General features: G+C 62.2%; 13 protein-coding genes and 1 pseudogene. All 14 read right to left on the reverse strand.

All coding sequences use genetic code 11. The annotated features are described in order from the left end of the window. Positions 1-253: 253 nt before the first annotated feature. The 14 genes and pseudogenes from VLU25_22195 to VLU25_22260 all read right to left on the reverse strand — a co-directional run bounded on the left by VLU25_22195 (position 254) and on the right by VLU25_22260 (position 16,667). Entirely contained in the window at positions 254-874 is a 621-nt protein-coding gene (locus tag VLU25_22195) for an XcyI family restriction endonuclease (protein HSR70653.1), read from the reverse strand. Positions 875-880: 6 nt separating this feature from the next. Then, positions 881-1,716: pseudogene (locus VLU25_22200) on the reverse strand (site-specific DNA-methyltransferase). Positions 1,717-1,818: 102 nt separating this feature from the next. After that, a complete protein-coding gene (alr, locus tag VLU25_22205) occupies positions 1,819-2,913 on the reverse strand; it encodes an alanine racemase (protein ID HSR70654.1) in 1,095 nt (364 codons plus the stop codon). Further along, on the reverse strand, positions 2,897-4,270 hold the full coding sequence (gene dnaB / locus VLU25_22210; protein HSR70655.1) for a replicative DNA helicase: 1,374 nt from the start codon (positions 4,268-4,270) through the stop codon (positions 2,897-2,899). Before dnaB ends, alr begins: the two co-directional genes overlap by 17 nt. A gap of 67 nt (positions 4,271-4,337) precedes the next feature. Then, complete coding sequence (gene rplI / locus VLU25_22215; protein HSR70656.1) at positions 4,338-5,096, reverse strand: 50S ribosomal protein L9; 759 nt, start codon at positions 5,094-5,096, stop codon at positions 4,338-4,340. 280 nt (positions 5,097-5,376) lie between these two features. After that, positions 5,377-5,589, reverse strand: coding sequence for a 30S ribosomal protein S18 (rpsR, locus tag VLU25_22220; protein ID HSR70657.1), 213 nt, complete (start codon positions 5,587-5,589; stop codon positions 5,377-5,379). 3 nt (positions 5,590-5,592) lie between these two features. Further along, a complete protein-coding gene (rpsF, locus tag VLU25_22225; GenBank protein HSR70658.1) occupies positions 5,593-6,243 on the reverse strand; it encodes a 30S ribosomal protein S6 in 651 nt (216 codons plus the stop codon). A 210-nt stretch (positions 6,244-6,453) separates the two neighbouring features. Continuing rightward, a complete protein-coding gene (locus VLU25_22230) occupies positions 6,454-8,478 on the reverse strand; it encodes a sodium-translocating pyrophosphatase (protein ID HSR70659.1) in 2,025 nt (674 codons plus the stop codon). Positions 8,479-8,544: 66 nt separating this feature from the next. Next, complete coding sequence (gene pth / locus VLU25_22235) at positions 8,545-9,105, reverse strand: aminoacyl-tRNA hydrolase (protein HSR70660.1); 561 nt, start codon at positions 9,103-9,105, stop codon at positions 8,545-8,547. A 15-nt stretch (positions 9,106-9,120) separates the two neighbouring features. Further along, positions 9,121-9,804, reverse strand: a complete 684-nt coding sequence (locus VLU25_22240; protein HSR70661.1) for a 50S ribosomal protein L25 — start codon at positions 9,802-9,804, stop codon at positions 9,121-9,123. A gap of 65 nt (positions 9,805-9,869) precedes the next feature. After that, positions 9,870-10,808 carry a ribose-phosphate pyrophosphokinase gene (locus VLU25_22245; GenBank protein ID HSR70662.1) on the reverse strand — a complete coding sequence of 313 codons (939 nt, stop codon included), beginning with the start codon at positions 10,806-10,808 and terminating at the stop codon, positions 9,870-9,872. Between the two features lie 42 nt (positions 10,809-10,850). Next, positions 10,851-11,795, reverse strand: a complete 945-nt coding sequence (gene ispE / locus VLU25_22250) for a 4-(cytidine 5'-diphospho)-2-C-methyl-D-erythritol kinase (GenBank protein ID HSR70663.1) — start codon at positions 11,793-11,795, stop codon at positions 10,851-10,853. An 11-nt stretch (positions 11,796-11,806) separates the two neighbouring features. Beyond that, entirely contained in the window at positions 11,807-13,747 is a 1,941-nt protein-coding gene (locus VLU25_22255; GenBank protein HSR70664.1) for a tetratricopeptide repeat protein, read from the reverse strand. A gap of 70 nt (positions 13,748-13,817) precedes the next feature. Beyond that, positions 13,818-16,667, reverse strand: a complete 2,850-nt coding sequence (locus tag VLU25_22260) for a hypothetical protein (GenBank protein HSR70665.1) — start codon at positions 16,665-16,667, stop codon at positions 13,818-13,820. Positions 16,668-16,707: the final 40 nt, after the last annotated feature.

The following is a 16,707-nucleotide window of genomic DNA, read 5'->3' on the forward strand; positions in this document are numbered from 1 at the left end:
CAGCGAAGACACCAACTGGGTCTCCCAGGGATTGGTCAGCATACCGATTCGGTTGCCGCACTGCGGGCACCCGTAAAGCACCGAAATCCCGCTCCCTTCCTCGGGCGGAACGGTCTTCACCAGCGACATCTGCTCGTCACAACTCACACAAACAAATTTCATCGCATTTCGCTCCAAGAAAACAACCCGCCCAGCCTACCACACCCCGCCAGCCATCTGAATGCCTCAGAGAGCGGTCAGGAGCGAATGGAGATCAGAGAGCAGAGGAGCTCTCGGAATTCCCTGGCTTCCTCATGGGAGGGAGCCTTGATGCGGTCCAGGTGGAAGAATTTGTTGCTGGTAGGAGAGCCCTGCCTAGCCGGGTGTTTTCGCTGCCCCGCAGTTGAGGGCCGATAGTCAGCAACTGGAGGTCGTGCGCGGTGGCTCTTGAGAGGTTGTCGAGGCCCTCGACAAGAATCTGACCAGTTTGAACGAGGCTTCGACACAAGTGTGGTATTTCTTCTTTCCTGGGTGCTAACAAATCGCCATCGTCTTCTAGTTTCTTGAAGCGTCCGAAGGGTCCCTTTCCATAGAATTCCTTTTGGGAGAGACCGTAGAGTAACCTGTAATAGCCTAGCAGATGAGGATTGGCAGTGAGCAGTAGCGGAACCGGGAAGAAGACTTCTCCTCGAATGCCGTCGGCCGCCACCCGTGCCAGCGCGCTTTCATCCACATACTGGGCCAACTCGTCATCGAGTGCGGAGATATCGAGCAACTGAACGGTTTGCTTGAGTGCATCCTGCAGGTACAGTTCTCGCAGGGTCTGAAGGCGATAGTAAAAAGTGACTTGCAGATCAGGCTTAAGGACAGGAAGTATAGGATCAGCAGGGGTCATCGGGTTTCAGTCCCAACCCACCCGACTTCTTGCCAGGGCTGCGTATTCTTCCTTGAGTTCGATGCCAACGAAATCGCGGCCCTGCTTGAGGCAAACCTGCCCCACCGTTCCCGATCCGAAGAAGGGATCGAGCACCATGTCGGATGGCTCTGAGCCCGCTAGGATGCAAGGCTCGATCAACTTAGGCGGGAATGTGGCGAAGTGGGCCTCGGGGTAGGCTTCAGTATTGATGCTCCATACCGAACGCCTGTTGCGTCGGCTGCCGTTGTTTTGGGAGATTTCCTTTGCGGCCTCATAGTTGTAGAAATAGCGTTCCGATTTAGTCAGCAAAAAGACGTACTCGTGTGATCGGGTAGGACGGTCCTTGACCGATTCCGGCTGACCATTGGGTTTGTGCCAGATGATGTCGGAGCGCAGGTACCAGCCGTGTGGAGGGCGAAGGCCACCCGCCAAGGGACGCCGATGAGGTCCTTTGGTTTCAACCCCTGGGGCGTGGGCGGACGGTAGTCCATGCCCCGAGCCGGGTTCTTCTTGTCGACGTCACGCCAAGTTCGGTTGCCGCTGGTGTAGGAATCACCCAGGTTGAGCCAGAGTGTCCCGTCGTCGGAAAGAACCCGCCGTACTTCCCGGAACACGGTGGTTAGATTGACCACATAATCTTCCAGCTTCTCTTCGGCCCCGATCTGGCCTGGGACGCCATAATCACGCAATCCCCAGTGGGGCGGACTGGTCACGCAACAGCGGAAGGACCGTGCGGCCAAGGTCTTCAACAGTTCAAGCGAGTCTCCCACCAGTATTTGGGAGCGGTCTTCGGCTGGATAGGGCAACGGCTGCACTGACATCACCTGACCATTCTAGCGTCACCTACTGACTCTGTCGGTTGGTCAGAAAAAGATCGTCCCAGGAAAACCAGGTTGCGTTTGCTGCCCTTGGGGATGGGCTGATCAGGCCCCCATCTCCCGCTTGATACGGGTGCCGATGGAGGTGAGGACTTCGTAGGGAACGGTGTGAAGAAGAACGGCCAGGGAACGGGCGCTGCAGGGGGAAGAGGGGGTGTTGCTGAGGAGGGTGACGACCGTGCCGGGAGAGATTTCGGGGTGGTCGGTGAGGTCGATGGTGAGCAGGTCCATGCTGACTCGGCCGATGACCGGGGCCAGGAGAGGACCAGGGGAAGAGGGGTGTTGGTCGGGGTGGAGTTCGACGTGGGCAGCGTTGGAGAGGCGGCGGTTGTAACCGTCGGCGTATCCTGCCGGGATGATGCCCAGGCGGGTGTCGCGGGGGCAGCGGTAGGTGGCGCCGTAGCCCACGGTCGATCCGGCCGGGACGTCCTTGACGGTGAGGATGCGCGACTTCCAGGAGAGGACGGGGAGGAGTCCTCGGATGGCGCCGCCGGGGTCGATGCCGTAAAGCGCCAGTCCCACCCGCACGGCGTCCAGACGGGAAGCGGGGTAGGGAAGTCCAGCGCTGGAGCTGAGGTGGCGCATGATGCCCTTGTTCTCCTGCACTAGAGGATCCGTGCAGCGCAGGAACTCGGCGATCTGGAGGCGGGTGGCCTGGGGATCCTCCTGAGGCGAGTGGAGATGGGAGTAGAGGCCCGCGAGGTCGTCGCCCAGGCGGGCGGCGTGGGCCGGGACCTGCTCAGGCCGGACGCCCATGCGGCCCATCCCGGTGTCGATCTTGAGATGAGCCGGTATGCCCTTGGGGTGAGGACGGGAGTCGAAGACGGCAGCGGTTGCCCCCAGACGGCGGAAGTCCTCCTCGCGGCCTTCTTGAACGCCGTCCAGAACGAGGATCAGCACATCGTCCTCGGCGGCCAGCGCCTCAACAAGTCTCCCGGCTTCGTCCAGGTGGGTCACGGCGAAGTGGCGGAGTCCCGCCTGGTAAAGAACGGGGACCACCAATTCGAGACCGTGACCGTAGCCGTCCGCCTTGACCACCGCGATGATGTGGGGCGAACGCCCCTCGCCCGCCAGGTAGGATCGCAAAACGGACACGTTATGGCCGAGGCGGGAGGACGAGATCTCAACCCATGAACGCATCGTCGCTCTCGGGGGCCAGGTTTTCGAATTTCGTCCACTGCTCGATGAAGGCCAGTTTGATGGTGCCGGTGGGGCCGTTGCGCTGCTTGCCGATGATGATGTGGGCCACACCGTCCTCTTCCGAGAACTCCTCGTCTTTCTTGTAGCGGTCGGGACGGTAGATGAAAAGCACCACGTCGGCGTCCTGTTCGATGGAGCCCGACTCGCGCAGGTCGCTCAGTTGAGGCTTGTGGTCGCCGCGGCGCTGCTCGGGAGCGCGCGAGAGCTGAGAAAGCGCCATCACGGGGATGGCGAGCTCCTTAGCCATGAGCTTGATGCCGCGGCTGATGGCCGAGATCTCCTGCTGGCGGTTCTCCTGGCGTCTGGAAGGGCCGCCCGACATCAGTTGCATGTAGTCGATGAGCAGCAAATCGAGTCCGTGGCGGGCCTTGAGGCGGCGCGACTTGGCCCGCATCTCGACGATGGTGGCTCCGGGAGTGTCGTCGATATAGATCTTGGCCTGGGCCAGCCGGTTCATGGCCTTTGCGAGCTGGCTCCAGTCCTCTTTGGAGAGGTAGCCCGAGCGCACCTTGTGGCTGTCGACGCGGGCTTCGGCGCAGACCAGGCGGGTGACGAGCTGGTTGGCCGACATTTCGAGGCTGAAGATGCCCACCGTCTTCTCCTCTTTGATGGCGGCGTACTGCCCCACGTTGAGGGCGAAGCTGGTCTTGCCCAGTCCGGGACGGGCGGCCAGCACGATCATGTCGGAATTCTGCAAGCCAGACATCAGGTTGTCGAGATCGATGAAGCCGGTGCCGATGCCGGTGATCAGCTCCTTGCGCTCGTAGAGCATCTGGATGTGCTGATAGGTCTCATCCAGGATTTGCTCGATGGCGCGGAAGCCGCTGGCGATGCGCTCCTGGCCGATGTCGAAGACGGCCTTCTCGGCGCTTTCCAGCAGGTCGTTGGCGCTCTCTTCTTCCGAGAAGCTGCGGCTCAGCAGGTCGTTGCTGACGCGGATCAGGCGGCGGCGCAGCGAGCGTTCCTTGATGATGCCGGCGTACTCGGCCACGCTGGCCACGTGAGGCGTGCCGTCCATCAATTCGGAAAGCTGCCCGATGCCGCCCACCGCATCGAGATCGCCCGACTTGCCCAGCTCTTCGGAGAGGGTGACGGGATCGATGGCCCGCGAATCGGAGGCCAGGCGGGCCATGGCCTGGAAGATCTTCTGGTGGGCTTCGGTGTAGAAGTCTTCGTCGTTGATCAGTTCGGCGGCCTGATCGAAGAGGGTGCCTTCCAGCAAGACGGCCCCCAGCAGAGCACGCTCCGCTTCAAGGCTGTGGGGCAGTGTCTTTTCCAGGGTCGCTTGGGTCTTCATCCGCACCGACTAGTATAGGGGAAGGGCGGACCTGCGTCAGCGAATCGTCGCCTGCGCGTCCTCTGGTTCAGGACTTGGCTTCGGGTTCCTCTTGGGTTTCGGCGGTTTCCCCGGCTTGCTCTTCAGCAGCCTCTTCTTCTTGGGCGCTGTCAGCGGTCGAGGACTCGGTCCTGACCTCGATCTCGGGGTCGGGCTTGGCCCTGGCGGACACTTCGGCGGGCGCCTCTTCAGCATCCTCTCCCTCAGGTTCGGGCCCGAAGCGCTCGTCGATCACGAGGTCGTCTTCGTTGGGCAGGTTGAGATCGCGGACCTTCTCGTTGATCTCGCGTACGATCTGGTCGGTTTCGGCGTCTTTGCGCTTGACCTTGCTGACCGGCATGTCGCCCTCGGCCACAACGCTGATAAGGAGGTAGGCCTCGATCTCGGGGAAGAGGCGGGCTTCCATCTTGTAGTTGCCGATGCTCTTGAGAGGCTGCTCGATGACCAGCTTGCGGCGGTCGAGCGTGATGCCCTCGCGCTTGAGCAGGTTGACGATGTCTTTGGCCGTCACCGATCCGAACAGCGACCCGCTTTCGCCGGCCTTGCGGCTGACCACCAGGTGCAGGTCATTGAGTTCCTTGGCCAGCAATTCGGCCTCTTCGCGGTGCTTGGTCTCTTTTTTGGCCAGGGCCTTCTGCTGCTGCTCGACGATCTTCAGGTTGCCAGGAGTGGCGGGGATGGCCAGGTGGTTGGGGATGAGGTAATTGCGCCCGTAGCCCTTGGCCACTTCAACCACTTCTCCCCGGTTGCCCAACTCGTAAACGTCTTCGGTCAGAATTACTTGCATCGCTTTAGCTCGATTTCGAGTTTTTCTCGCTTGTTTTTATCTCACGCCTTCAGCGTTCTTCGGATCGCTCTTGCCGACCCAGGGTGGCGCCGCCGTCTCGCTTCGCTCGCCGGGGCTGACCCTGGGCTGGTGAATCGCTCGCCTTCAGCGAGCCCGGACTTGATTTTCAACACTGTCGCTGCACCGCCGGGCAGGTGCATCGTTCGCCTTCAGCGAGCCCGGACTTGACTTTCAACACTGTCGCTGCAACCGCCTTCCTCCGCGCCGAGGCTATGGAGGGCTAGTCGCTGGTGTAGGGGACCAGGGCCAGGTGGCGGGCGCGGCGGATGGCGCGTCCCAGCTTGCGCTGATGAGTGGCGCAGACGCCTGAAATGCGCCGCGGAATGATCTTGGAGCGCTCAGGGATGTACTGGCTGAGCAGCTTGACGTCTTTGTAGTCGATATAGTCGATGTTGTCGGCGCAGAACTTGCAGAACTTACGTCGTCTTGCCATGGGTTACTCCTCCTCGCCTTCCTCGCCGGAATCCTCTTCGTCCTCTCCTTGAGAGTCTTCTTTGTCCGACTTGGCTTTAGCCTTCTTCTTGCCCTTGTCTTTCTTGGAGTCGTCCCCCGCTTCCTCTTCCTCGGACTTGTCTTCTTTTTCTTGCTTGGCCTTCTTGGAGGGCTTTTCCTTCTTAGCCTTTTCCTCGGCTTTCTCGGGGGCCTCTTCGGGGGCTTCTTCAGACTCGGACTCGTCGGCCTGATCCTCGTCGTCGGACTCTTCGGCGGCGGCTTCGGCCCGGCGGGCCTGAGCGCGCGCCTTTTTCCGCGCCTTCTTCTCTTCCCGCAGCGCCTTCATCTTCTCGGCCCGGCGCATTTCTTCATCGACGCGCACGGTGAGGAAACGGATGATGGGGTCTGCGACCTTGAAGCGGCGTTCCAGCTCGGTCACGGCCTCGCCGTTCTCCGATTCCAGGTACATGACCACGTAGAAGCCTTCTTTGTGCTTTTTGACTTCGAAGGCCAGTTTGCGCTTTCCCCAGTTATCGACGTCGACGATCTTGGCGCCGAATTCCTCGGCAACGCCCTTGTAGGTGTCGACGGTCTGCTCCACCTCTTCCGGAGTGAGCCCGGGAGCGACAACGTAAGTGACTTCGTAGCGTCTCATTCTATGATTCCGTCTCCTTCAGAAAAGCGTTCATTGTAGCACAGAAGGGCACGGGGACTGTCGTCCTCACCGGGCGGCCCGTTCAAGGACCTTCGCTGCCCCCCTTCGCCAAGGCTATGGAGGGCAGGCCCTCGGTTGCCCAAGGCTTCGGGGGGGCGTTGTCGGGAGCATATCGTCCTCGCGAAGTCTCCTTCCGCGGGTGCCCTCGGCTCAGATGAGCAGGGGCGCGATAACGACCGAAACGATGGACATCAATTTGATGAGGATGTTCATCGAGGGTCCCGATGTGTCTTTGAAGGGGTCGCCGATGGTGTCTCCCACCACGGCGGCTTTGTGGGAGTCGGAGCCCTTGCCGCCGAAGGCGCCGCCTTCGATGAATTTCTTGGCGTTGTCCCAGGCGCCGCCGGCGTTGGACATGAAGAGCGCCAGCAGCACGCCCACCAGGGTGGCTCCGGCCAGCATGCCTCCCAGGGCTTCCCAGCCCAGGGTCAATCCCATCACCAGCGGAGCGGCTACGGCCACCAGTCCCGGCAGCACCATCTCGCGCAGGGCCGAGGTGGTGCAGATGTCGATGCAGCGGGCCGTGTCGGGTTTGGCGGTTCCTTCCATCAGGCCCTTGATTTCGCGGAACTGACGGCGCACTTCCTCCACCATCTTGAAGGCCGCGCGTCCCACCGACGACATGGTCAAGTCCGCGATGAAGAAGGGCAGAATGCCGCCGATGAAGAATCCCACCACCACGTTGGGGTCGGTCAGCGTGAGCTGGGCGGCTGCGGCCGTGGCTGCACCCTGACTCTGCAGCGAGCTTTCAACGGCTTTGATGTAGGCCGAGAAGAGGGCCAGGGCGGTCAGGGCCGCTGATCCGATGGCGAATCCTTTGCCGATGGCGGCGGTGGTGTTGCCCAGCGAATCGAGCTCGTCGGTGATGGCGCGGGTTTCGGGTCCCAGTCCCGACATCTCGGAGATTCCCCCGGCGTTGTCGGCGATGGGGCCGTAGGCGTCCACGCTCATGGTGATTCCCACCGTGGCCAGCATGCCCACGGCGGCGATTCCCAGGCCGTAGAGTCCGGCGTAGGAGTAGGAGAGCAGGATGGCGGCGCAGATGGTGATCACGGGCAGCGCGGTCGACTGCATGCCCACGGCCAGTCCGGCGATGATGTTGGTGGCGGCTCCGGTTTGCGAGGCCTCGGCGATGCGGCGGATGGGGCTGCCCGAGGTATACCATTCGGTCAGCAGTCCGATCACGATGCCGCCCAGGGTGCCCAGCAGCACGGCCACGAAGATGCTCTCTTCCAAGCCCATGGCGGTGATGATGAAATAGGTCCCGGCCAGAAGCAGGGCGGCCGAGAGGATGGTGGACCAGCGCAGGGCGCTGGCGGGTCCCATGGAACGGAGCAGGGGGATGGAAGCCACGCCCACCAGCGAGGCGATGAGTCCGAAGGCCACGATGAAAAGGGGCAGGAGCATGTACTGGAGGGGTTCGCCTTGTCCCAGCACTGTCATCTGTCCGGCGGCGGCGATGGCGATGGTGGCGATCACCGATCCCACGTAGGACTCGAAAATATCCGCTCCCATTCCGGCGGTGTCGCCCACGCAGTCGCCCACGTTGTCGGCGATGGTGGCGGGATTACGGGGGTCGTCTTCGGGAATCCCGGCTTCCACCTTGCCCACCAGGTCGGCGCCGACGTCGGCCGTCTTGGTGTAGATGCCTCCGCCCACGCGCGCGAAGAGGGCGATCGAGCTGGCGCCCATGGCGAAGCCCGTGATGTTCCGGATGTTGGTCTCGCCCAGCAGGATGAAAGCCACCGATACGCCGATCAGTCCGAGGCTGGCCACCGAAAGTCCCATCACGGCGCCGCCCGAGAAGGCCACGTTGAGGGCCTTCTCGATGCCCGAGTCATTGGCCGCCTGGGAGGTGCGTACGTTGGCCCGGGTTGCCGCCTTCATGCCCAGGAAACCGGCCAGCATGGAGCAGAAGGCCCCTGCCAGGAAGGAAAGTCCCGTCCCGGGAGCGATGAAAAAGTAGAGCAGGCCAAAGACCACCAATACGAAAACCAGCAAAATCGAGTATTCCCGGCGCAGAAAGACCATGGCTCCGTCGTGGATCATGTCGGAGATCTCGGCCATGGTCGGGTTGGTGATCTCGATTCTCTTGATTCCCCAATAGGTGAGGCCCGCGAAGAGCAGTCCCACGGCGCCCACGATGGGCAGGTAAATCAGCAAGTCGCTCGTCATAGATTCCCGTCCTTACGTTCTTAAGACATCTTCCAGTGCTGTCGGCAGTGCGTGTTGTCGAGCGTCTCAGCCGTTGTACAACGACATGGCTCGCTCGATGCCCCCCGAGATCCACTCCTGGCAGGCCTTCTCGGCCCGCTCCAGGACCTCTTGCAGGGCTTCCGTTTCCTTTTCAGTGAAATTCGAGAGAACGTACTCGGGCACGTCCTCGGGGCGATCCCCCATCAGGATGCCGATGCGCAGGCGGGGAATGTCGCGAGTCCCCAGGGCCTGCACGATCGAGCGCATCCCTTTTTGTCCGCCTGAGCTGCCGGCGCGGCGCAGGCGGATTCGCCCCAGCGGCAAGTCGATGTCGTCGTAAACGACCAACAGCCGCGGAGGCTCGATTTTCAATCCTTCCATCAGAGGGCCGACGGCATCGCCGCTGAGGTTCATGTAGGTCTGCGGCTTGACCAGCACGACCTCTTCCTCTCCCACCCGGGCGCGGGCCAAATGGGCCCGCAGCGGACTCTCTTGAAAGACCGCGTCCCAGCGCCGCGCCAGGCGGTCGGCCAGCATGAAGCCCGCGTTGTGGCGGGTCAGGCGGTAGCGCTCTCCGGGATTTCCCAGGCCGGCGATAAGGTGCATGGGTGGGAAGGACGGCTAGTCGCCGCCCTCCTCTTCGCCTTCTTCTTCGGTTTCGCCTTCTTCGCCTTCCTCGCCTTCGGCTCCGATGAGTTCCGGTTCCAGAAGCTCTTCTTCTTCCTCGTCCTTCTCGGCGGCCACGATGGTGGGCGCGGCCACGGTGGCGATGGCCTGGTCTTCGTCGTCCAGGATGAGGACCTTGTCGCGGTCCACTTCCAGGTCGGCCACCGTTACGGGATCGCCACCCATCTCGAGGTGCGAAACGTCGATTTCGAAGCTCTCCGGAACATCTCCAGGCAAACATTCCACGGCGATTTGGCGCATGATGAATTCCAGGACGCCGCCTTCCTTGACCCCTTCGGGCGTGCCCTTGAGTTCGACCGGGACGTTGAATTCCATCTTCTCGTCCATGGCGATGCGCTGAAAATCGGCATGAATCAAGATGTTGCGGATGGGATCGAGTTGGTAGTCGCGGATGACGACGTTTTCCTTCTCGCTCTTGTCCACCGCTAATTCGATGACCGTATTGCGTCCGCTGTGGGAGCGCAGGACGCGCAGAATGTCCTTGGGGTCGAGTGAGAGGGCCACGGCGTCCTGGCCATGGCCGTAAACCACGCCGGGGATGCGTCCCTCGGCGCGCAGACGGCGCGAGGCGTTCTTGCCCCGCTCCTCCCGCTTGGCTGCTTCGACTACGACTGGCATTGCTTTACAACTCCTTCAGAGTCGTCCTCTTTCGAACTTCTCTCTATGGCATCCACGGCTTCCGCCTAGATAAACAGCTTGCTGACGGAAGTCTCCTCGTGAATGGATTGAATCGCTTCTCCCAGCAGTCCTGCGACGCTGAGAACCTTGATTTTGTTGGAATCTCTTTTCTCTCTGGTGAGGTGCAGCGTGTTGGTCACGATGACCTTTTCGAAGGCCGACTGCTCCAGCCTCTCCATGGCGGGGCCCGACAGGACCGGATGGGTGACGGCTGCCAGAATGCGCTCGGCGCCTTGTTCTTTGAGGGCTGCGGTGGCCTTGCAGAGGGTTCCGGCGGTATCGATGATGTCGTCGATGATGATGACGTTGCGTCCCGAAACGTCGCCCACGATGTGCATGACGTCGGCTTCGTTGGCCTCGGGACGCCGCTTGTCGATGATGGCCAGGCGGGCTCCCAGTTGCTTGGCGAAGGAGCGGGCCCTTTCCACTCCGCCGGCATCGGGGGAGACCACCGTCAGATGCGACATCTCCAGGCTCTTCAGATAGTCGATGACCACAGGCTTGGCATAGAGGTGGTCGACCGGCAGATTGAAGAAGCCCTGTATCTGTCCGGCGTGGAGGTCCATGAAGAGGCAGCGGTGGACTCCCGCCGCACTCAGCAGGTCGGCCACCAGCCTGGACGAGATGGGGACGCGGGGCTTGTCCTTGCGGTCCTGGCGGGCGTAGCCGTAATAGGGAATGACGGCCGTGATGCGCTGAGCGGAAGCGCGCTTGAAGGCGTCGATCATGATCAGAAGCTCCATGAGGTTCCGATCAGAGGGCGGACCGGTGGGCTGGACGATGAAAGCGTCCGTTCCCCGCACGTTTTCCAAGATTTGGAAATTGACCTCTTCATCGCTGAAGCGCTCCAGCTTGACGGCGCCCAGTCCGATACCGAGGTGCTGGCCGATCTGTTCGGCCAGTTCCGGATTGGCATTTCCTGAAAATAGTTTGAGTTCGCCCATGTCGCGTCCCAGATGCTCGTCGTCCCCGGCCTCCGCATCCGTTCAAGCGTCCTGTGACCGCAAGACCGGCTCCAGGCGCCGACGATACTCGCCGCGGTCCAGAGCGCGTGTCGAAAAGATCTGTCCTTCAGCCACTCCGTGCAACTTCTCGACGACGTCCTGCAGGCGGTCGGGACTGGTCATGCCCGCCACTGTCGAACCGCTCCCGCTGATCAGGACTTTCCCGCAGCCGGAGGCCTCGAGAAGCTCCCGGGTGCTTTGCAGCAGCGGGTAAGACGCGTACAAGACTTCTTCGAAGTCGTTCTCCAGCACGGTCCATAGCTGCTGGCGCGTATGAGCCGCCCGACAGAAACGTTGAATTGTAGTGTCCGTGCGCACTCTTGTCAACCGCGGGCCGGCCTCGAAGCGGCCCCAGTCCCGCATTCCGTAAGCCTGGGCCGCCGAGATGTGGAGAAGGGGGTAGACCAGAACCACAGGCTGGCTGAAAGACAGGTCCTCGAGAGGCTCCAGAATCTCGCCCCGCCCGGCGGCTGCCACCGCTCCGCCCAGGAGAAAAAAGGGCACGTCGGAGCCCAGGGCGGCGGCCTGGCGGGACAGGTCCCGGGCGCTCAGGCCGCAGTCCCACAAGCGGTTGAGCGCCAGCAGAGCCACGGCGGCGTTGCTCGATCCGCCCCCCAGTCCGGCCCCCAGGGGAATGCGCTTGTGGAGGGTGATCTCCACCTCCAGCGGGCTGCGGGCCGCGGATCTGAGTGCGGCGGCGGCCCGGCAGATGAGGTTCGATTCGTCGGAGGGCACCTTGAGCCCCTGAGTCCGCAGGCGGACGCCGGCCCTGGCGGCGGCTTCGGGGCCGGGGCGAAAGGTGAGGTCGTCGTGCAGGTCGAGGGTCTGGAAGACCGTACGCAGCTCGTGGAACCCGTCCTCCCGACGGCCCAGGATCTTGAGCACCCAGTTGATCTTGGCGAAGGAGGGCAGATGCAGGGCAGACATCGCGGAGGGAATCAGCGCAACAACTCGCGCAGCTTTCTCTGGGCCCGTTCCCGCTCTTCTTCTTCGGTGGCGAACTCCAGCGAGCTTTGGTAGCTCTCGCGGGCCTTCTCCACGTTCTCCATCTCCATGTAGAGGTCGCCCAGATGCTCGAAGAGCACGGGGTCGTTCTCGTTGAGGCGGATGGCTTGCAGCAGGTATTTGTGAGCCAGATCAAGCTTGCCCAAGCGGAAGTAGGCCCAGCCCAGGCTGTCCAGATAAGCTCCGTTGTAGGGATCGGCCTCCACGGCCCTCTTGATGAAACCCAGGGCTTCCTCGAGTTTGACGCCCTGGTCGGCCAGCATGTAGCCCAGGTAATTGAGGGCCGAGTGGTTGTCGGGATCTTGTTCCAGCAGCTTTCTGAACTCTTGTTCGGCCCGCTGGAAGTCTTCCTGGCGCTCGAAGCTGGCGGCCCTCTGGAAGAGCAGCGTCTGGCTCTCGGGAAAGTGCTTGAATCCCTCTTCCAGCGCTTGCAGAGCCTTGGCATGGCGCTGGTGATCGAGATGGATCTGGTTGAGCGCCAGATAGGGACTCTCGCTTTCCGGATTCCCTTTCTCCAGCGCCGAGGTCAGAAGCTCGATGGCCTGCGGATAGCGGTCCATCTCGGACAGCAGTTGGGCGTGGGAGACGCGCAGGTCCCAGTCTTCAGGACTCTCCTCCAGCAGTTGAGAGCTGACGCGCACCGCCTCTTCTTCCCGGCCGGCGTCTTTCAAGGCGAAAGCCAGCCAAATGGCGTTACGCGGATTGTCGGGCTCGTCCTCCAGCACTGCCCGAAAAAGTTCTACGGCCTCGTCGTAACGGCGAGCCCGTTGGGCCAGCAGGGCCAAGTGGATGCGGGCGGCTTGATAGTAGCCCCGGTTGGCAGCCTCGTCCGGGTCGGAGGCCTCGTCCCTGAGCTGGCGGAATACTTCTTCGGCTTCCGCCCGGTCGCCCGAGCCTTGCAGGGCACGGGCCAGGCTGTAGAGGCTGTTGAGGTACAAGGGGCGGGGCGGGCGTCCCTCGGCCAGCATGGCCCGCAGGGTTTCGACAGCGTCCCCGAAACGGCGCGTTTCGGTCTGGGAGACGCCCAAAAAGGATTGCAGCGCCAAGTCCTGGGGATTCTGCTCGCAAAGGCGTTGCAGCAGCGGCAAAGCCTCTTCATAGCGGCCCACGGCATAGAGCAGTCGGGCCAGGTTCTGCACCACCTCGGCGCTTTCCTGAGGATCGGCCAAGGCTTCCCATTCGATGGAACGGTAGGTGTCGATGGCCTTTTCGTACTCGCCCCGGTCACGGTAAAGACCGGCCAGCATCTCGAGAAGCTGGTATTCGTCGGGGCTGACGCGCAGGCCGTCCTCCAGGGTGTCGATGGCTTCGGCAACCCGGTCCAGTTCCCGCAGCAGCGAAGCCAGCAACTGGTAGACCTGCACCGCTGTCGGGCGCAGGCGCAGCACGTTCCTGAAAGCTTCGATGGCCTGGTCGTGGTCGCCCCGGGTCATGTAGATATTGGCCGCATAGTAGTGGGCCAGATAGTTGTCGTTGTCGGCCTCAATCGATTTTTCCAGGGCGGCGACGGCCTCTTCCAAACGCTGCAGGCGGTAGTAGATCTGTCCCAGCAGCAAGTGGGCTTCGGCGTTGTTGCCGTCCAGTTCGATGGCCTTCTCGGCCTGCTCGGTGGCCTTTTCGAACATTTCCTGGTCGCGCTGGGCCCGGAACATCTCGAACAGCAGCTTGGCGAACTGCAGACGCAGACCCGAATCCTGGGGGTTGAGCTCGACAGCCTTTTCGGCTTCCTCCAGAGCGGCCTTAAAGTCCTGGTCAAGCGACTTCAGGTAAGCGCGGCTGAAATGGTAGTAGGACGAGGCCAAGTCCTCTTGGGCGGCGTTGAGGGGGGAAAGCGCGAGGAGCAGGAAGGACAGGCAGACCAGACACGTTCTCATGGTTGTCATATTATGACATATCTCGCTTTCGGATCTGTGAGCAAAGCCGGTCCTCAACCGAGCCGGCTGCTTAGTTGCCGCCTCCGTCACCCGGGTCCGCCGGTTCCTCATCGACGGGGATCGGCGGCACTTCGGGGTCGCCCACTCCGCTGGAAGGCACCACCGCGAGTTGCTCCAGGTCGTTGGAGAAGAAGAGCTCCAGGGCGGAGATGACCTGGTCGGAGACCACTCGGATGCTGCCCGCAGTCAGTTCCTCGTCAAGGGAGGGAAAGAGCTCGGGGAGCAGTCCCACCAGGCGCTGGCCGGCGGCCAGGTTGAAGTCCCGCGATTCCACCAGGGTGCCGTCGCTGCGGCGCAGGCTGAGCTGCACCTGAGCCGCTTCCTCACCCGGGTTGAGCAGCGCCACTCCCGTGGAGAGCCCCAGTCCCTGAGCCACGTGGGGAAAGATGAGCTCACGGAAGGCCGCCACCTGGAAAGGCACGGTGGTGATGGAGCGTCCCGAGGTGGGACGGATCTCGACGTAACCCACCAGGCGCGGCTGTTCGGATTCGATGTCCACCCATCCGCTGACGACCTGGCCCATGTCCTCAAGCTGGAAGAGTTCGGCCACTTCGCTGCTGAAGGAGTTGCCGGGGGCCAGTTCCACTTCCACCGGACCGGCGATGGCGTTGCCCATGTCGTCGCGCAGCGTCAGCATGACGAGGGAGTCCACGTCGGTCAGGTTGGCCATCTTGAGCAGTGTCTGATTGCCGCCGAAGGTGACCACCTGAGGCGCCTGCAAGCGCAGGAAGGCGAAGTTGAAGCCGGTGCCGGCGAAGGCCTGGCCGGGCAGCACCGCCAAGCCGTCCCCCTCGATGATGCGCAGATAGGAGATGAGGCCGCCCTGGTTGAACACGGTCACGTAGCCGCCTTCGAAGTCATCGAAGGTGGCCTCTGCGAAGAGGATCGGGAACTCCGGCAGTTCGGTCAGCTCCTCGGCGGGCTGGCGCAGGAAGAAAGTCCGCCGCGCACGGGCTGGGATGGATTCGGTGGCCTGGTTGACCAGATTGCCTTCGCTGTCCACCAGCGAAATGGTGGCGGTAAAGCTGCCGGATACATTGGGGTTGGTGAGCACCAGCGCGTTGGACGTGCCCAACTCCAGCTTGGGCTCGGGAAAGGCGACGAACTGGGATCCCTGTCGAGGCAAAGGACCTCCGTCCAACTGCGTCAAGCCGCGGTTGAAGGTCAAGAAGAGGCCGGCCACGCTGTCGCGGTCGCTATCCACGTCGACCCATCCGCTCAGGTCTTCCGGAGCCTCGCCCTCCGGCAATTGGGGATCCAGCAGGTCGTTGAGAGTAAAGGCGAACTGTTCGTTGGGTTGCAGCGTGCGCGTGTTGGGATTGACGAACTCCACCGTATCTTCGGTCGTTCCGTCGTCGAAAAAGATGATTCCGGCCGACTGGAAAGCGGTGAAGATCAGCTCGGCGGGCTCTTGCCCCAGGTTGGTAACGGCCACTCCCGTGAAGAGGTCGCCGTCTTCGATCTCGCCTTCGGCGTTGTTGTTGGCCGAGAGGAGTTCGGGGGAGTAGATGGTGAAGGTGGGCTGCAGCAGTTCGATGTTGTTGGCGTTGAAATTAAGCGCCGTAATCACTTCGCCGTCGGGTGATACGCTGACGTTCAGCGGCGCGCTGGGCACCTCCACCACGGTATCGCCGAAGGGCCGTTCCACGACTCCGCCGATAGACAGTCCCCGCACGATCTCTCCGGTGCTCACCCGCACCGCCAGAATCACGTCGGAGATCGGGGAGGCCACATAGAGGAGATCGCCTTCGGCATTGTAGGCGATGCGCGATGAGGGCATGAAGTTGGCGAAGTTGGGAGCCACGCTGAGGACGCTGTCCTGCTCCACGCTGACGAGGCTGATGTGGAAGGCGGTGAGCACCACGAACGAACGTCCGTCGGGCGTGACGTCGGCCCCCAGTGCTCCGCCCGAAGAAAGGTTGAAAATGCCCTCCAGCTCACCCGTTGCCACGTCGAAGAGGAAGGCCCGGTCGGGCGTGAGGGCGGGAAGAGGCGAAGCAAGGCTGTTTCCCTGGTCGGCGATGAGGGCCAAGGTCCCGTCCGATGTGAAGGCCACACGGTTGTCGGCCCTGAAGTCGACCAAGGTCTGTCCGGGCATGTCAGGCTGAAAATTAAGGTTTTGGCCCAGTGAAAAGCTGGCCACGTCGATGATCTGCACCGAATCGGGCACCTGGTCGCGGGGCAGTGCGCCCGAACCCACCAGCACGGCTCCGAAGAAGGTGCCGTCGGGCGAGAGGGTCAAAGAAGCCGGACGCGTTCCGGGCGTCAGGGCCAGGCGTCCCGTTTCGGCCAGGGGCTGCACGTCGAAGCGCAGAATCTCGTCGGTGCCGATGGACGAGACGAATCCGCTTTGACCGTCGGGGGTAAAGATGATGTTGCAGGCCAGGGAAAAGACCGTTTCGCTCAAGTCGAGGCGTTCGGTCGCCAGCGTTTCGGTGTCGACCGCTACCAAGGCTCCGATCCGCGCTCCCTCCAGGTCGTCCGGAGTAGGCTGGTTCTCCCGCAGAAAAAGGCAAGGGACGACCAGCCTGGAGCCATCGGGGGTCATGGAGAGCTGGCCCGGGTTGGCGCAGACTTCAGCGATCCCCAGCAATTCTCCGCTGCGGATGTCGAAGGAAGCCACCTTGTTGGTGCCGGGAAAGCTGACGAAGGCTCTTTGCGAATCGGGCGAGTGGACCACGCGGGGAGCGAAATTGAAGTCTCCCTGCAGGCCCGCTTGGTTGGAGACCGGGAACTGATTGACGTCGAAGACGAGCGTCTCGTCGGTTTCCCGCGGTTCCACGATTCCGGTCGAGCGCTGCGCAAGCAAAGGCAAAGACCAGACACACAATGCCAGAAAAATAACGACTCTTCGCAACATAAGCCTCTTAGTATAATTCGATCCCGGAAGCGGAAACAAC

The sequence above is a fragment of the Acidobacteriota bacterium genome (assembly GCA_035471785.1).
Lineage (GTDB): Bacteria > Acidobacteriota > UBA6911 > RPQK01 > DATIPO01 > JANQFM01.

Excerpts from the sequence above, each read along its gene's own strand:
- VLU25_22195 (HSR70653.1), bottom strand. The coding sequence starts at position 874 with ATGACCCCTGCTGATCCTATACTTCCTGTCCTTAAGCCTGATCTGCAA.
- alr (HSR70654.1), bottom strand. The coding sequence starts at position 2,913 with ATGCGTTCATGGGTTGAGATCTCGTCCTCCCGCCTCGGCCATAACGTG.
- dnaB (HSR70655.1), bottom strand. The coding sequence starts at position 4,270 with ATGAAGACCCAAGCGACCCTGGAAAAGACACTGCCCCACAGCCTTGAA.
- rplI (HSR70656.1), bottom strand. The coding sequence starts at position 5,096 with ATGCAAGTAATTCTGACCGAAGACGTTTACGAGTTGGGCAACCGGGGA.
- rpsR (HSR70657.1), bottom strand. The coding sequence starts at position 5,589 with ATGGCAAGACGACGTAAGTTCTGCAAGTTCTGCGCCGACAACATCGAC.
- rpsF (HSR70658.1), bottom strand. The coding sequence starts at position 6,243 with ATGAGACGCTACGAAGTCACTTACGTTGTCGCTCCCGGGCTCACTCCG.
- VLU25_22230 (HSR70659.1), bottom strand. The coding sequence starts at position 8,478 with ATGACGAGCGACTTGCTGATTTACCTGCCCATCGTGGGCGCCGTGGGA.
- pth (HSR70660.1), bottom strand. The coding sequence starts at position 9,105 with ATGCACCTTATCGCCGGCCTGGGAAATCCCGGAGAGCGCTACCGCCTG.
- VLU25_22240 (HSR70661.1), bottom strand. The coding sequence starts at position 9,804 with ATGCCAGTCGTAGTCGAAGCAGCCAAGCGGGAGGAGCGGGGCAAGAAC.
- VLU25_22245 (HSR70662.1), bottom strand. The coding sequence starts at position 10,808 with ATGGGCGAACTCAAACTATTTTCAGGAAATGCCAATCCGGAACTGGCC.
- ispE (HSR70663.1), bottom strand. The coding sequence starts at position 11,795 with ATGTCTGCCCTGCATCTGCCCTCCTTCGCCAAGATCAACTGGGTGCTC.
- VLU25_22255 (HSR70664.1), bottom strand. The coding sequence starts at position 13,747 with ATGAGAACGTGTCTGGTCTGCCTGTCCTTCCTGCTCCTCGCGCTTTCC.
- VLU25_22260 (HSR70665.1), bottom strand. The coding sequence starts at position 16,667 with ATGTTGCGAAGAGTCGTTATTTTTCTGGCATTGTGTGTCTGGTCTTTG.